The 1,861-nt window shown below is 69.6% G+C and carries 4 protein-coding genes; 3 read left to right on the top strand and 1 reads right to left on the bottom strand.

All coding sequences use genetic code 11. The features are described 5' to 3' along the window. From V6M46_RS10225 to V6M46_RS10235, 3 genes are all read left to right on the top strand, one after another. Positions 1-600, top strand: a 600-nt coding sequence (locus V6M46_RS10225) for a carboxyl transferase domain-containing protein (RefSeq protein WP_332664475.1), incomplete at its 5' end; no start/stop codon positions are given. Continuing rightward, the gene (locus V6M46_RS10230) at positions 600-824 is read left to right on the top strand and encodes a biotin/lipoyl-binding carrier protein (RefSeq protein ID WP_056212772.1); all 225 of its coding nucleotides are present in this window, start codon (positions 600-602) and stop codon (positions 822-824) included. The genes V6M46_RS10225 and V6M46_RS10230, both read left to right, overlap by 1 nt. A gap of 30 nt (positions 825-854) precedes the next feature. Further along, on the top strand, positions 855-1,577 hold the full coding sequence (locus V6M46_RS10235; RefSeq protein ID WP_332664480.1) for a thioesterase family protein: 723 nt from the start codon (positions 855-857) through the stop codon (positions 1,575-1,577). Here the strand turns inward: V6M46_RS10235 and V6M46_RS10240 are convergent. Then, a partial coding sequence (locus V6M46_RS10240; RefSeq protein ID WP_332664482.1) for a globin domain-containing protein occupies positions 1,561-1,861 on the bottom strand: 301 nt, incomplete at its 5' end. The two genes, V6M46_RS10235 and V6M46_RS10240, sit on opposite strands and share 17 nt — an antisense overlap.

The following is a 1,861-nucleotide window of genomic DNA, read 5'->3' on the forward strand; positions in this document are numbered from 1 at the left end:
CCGAGCATCCTCACGCTGTTCGGCCGCCTCGACGGCCACGCGGTCGGCATCCTGGCCAACCAGCCCAACGCCCGTGGCGGCATCCTCGACTCCAAGGCGTCGGTCAAGGCCGCGCGCTTCGTCGAGTTCTGTGGCCGCTTCGACCTGCCGGTCCTGACGTTCGTCGACGTGCCCGGCTTCCTGCCCGGCACGGTCGAGGAGGGACGCGGCGTCATCACGCATGGCGCCAAGCTCCTCAAGGCGTACGTCGAGACCAAGTCGCCCAAGCTGACCGTCGTGGTCCGCAAGGCGTACGGAGGCGCCTACATCGCGATGGGTGCCGCCTCGCTCGGTGCCGACGTCAACTGGGCCTGGTCGGGCTCGGAGATCGCGGTCATGGGCCCCGGCGGCGCCGTGGCGCTGCTGCACCGCCGCGCGCTCAAGGAGGCCGAGGAGCCGACCAAGCTCCGCGACGAGCTCGCTGCGGTCTACCGCGAAGAGGTCGCGCGTCCCTACATCGCGGCCGAAGCCGGTATCGTCGATGACGTGATCCTGCCCGAAGAGACCCGCGACCGCATGGCTGCGGCTCTGCGCATGCTGACGCACGAGTCGTCGATCTGATGTTCGCTGCGCGGGCCGAGATCGTTGCCAACGTCTGGAAGATCGTCGCCCGTGAGGGTGACCAGGTCGGTGTCGGCGACGTGCTGGCCGTCCTGGAGAGCATGAAGATGGAGATCCCGGTGTACGCCGAGGCCTCCGGCTTCGTGAGCAAGGTCCTCGTCGAGGTCGGGCAGATCGTCCAGGAGGGCGACCCGCTCATCGAGATCGACGAGAGCCACGCCTGACCTGTCGGGTCCATCTGACATCATCGGCGCGTGCCTGCCGCCGTAGTCCATGACCTGCCCATGCGCTGGGCCGACCTCGACTCGCTCAACCACGTCAACAACGTCGTCTACCTCGACTACGCCGCGGAGAGTCGCGCGATGCTGGTCGAGGACGGCCTGCTCGCCGATCGTCCCGTGCGCCGGGTCGTCGTGGAGTTCCTGCGGCCGCTGCTGCTGAGTCGCCACCCGGTCCAGATCGCCTCGACCGTGAGTGGCGACGAGCTGACGCAGGAGATCCGTCCGGTCCCCGACACCTCGCCTTTCGCCCGCGTCGTCACGACGTTCGGTCCGCCCGAGCACATGATCGCCGAGGGCGCGTACGCCGACTCGCTGCCGTGCCGGGTGCGCCGCAGCGACCTCGGGCCCGACGGCGTCGTGACCCCGGTCAAGGTCTTCGAGCTGTTCCAGGAGGCGCGGATCCTCTTCATCGCCGGTCGGCTGAAGTCGATGTCGGCGGGACGGTTCGTCGTCGGCCGGGTCGACGTGACGTACGGAGCCGGCATGCCGTGGCGCCAGGAGCCCTACGAGGTCGAGTCGTGGGTCAGCCGGCTCGGCACGTCTTCGGCGACGGTCGAGGCTCAGATCGTCGGTAATGGCACGGTCCGTGCGCGGGCGACCTCGGCCATGATCGGCTTCGACCTGGGGTCCCAGCGCTCTCGGCCGTTCTCCGACGAGGAGCGCGCGGCGTTCGCGGCGCTCAGCCTGCCTGATTGACCATGAAGTTGGCGGCGTGCTGGACGTACGCCCAGAACTGCGCGTCGAGCTCAGGGGAGAGCTTGGCCTTGTCGAGGCCCTCGCGGAAGTGCACGAGCCAGCGGTCGCGGGCCTCCGGCGTCACGGCGAACGGTGCGTGGCGCATGCGGAGGCGGGGGTGCCCGCGCTGGTCGGAGTACGTCGTGGGGCCGCCCCAGTACTGCTCGAGGAACATCGTGAAGCGGTGGGCCGCGGGGCCGAGGTCCTCCTCGGGGTAGAGCGGCCGCAGCACCTCGTCGGTGGCG

Origin of the sequence: Aeromicrobium sp., from assembly GCF_036676885.1 — a bacterium.
Lineage (GTDB): Bacteria > Actinomycetota > Actinomycetes > Propionibacteriales > Nocardioidaceae > Aeromicrobium.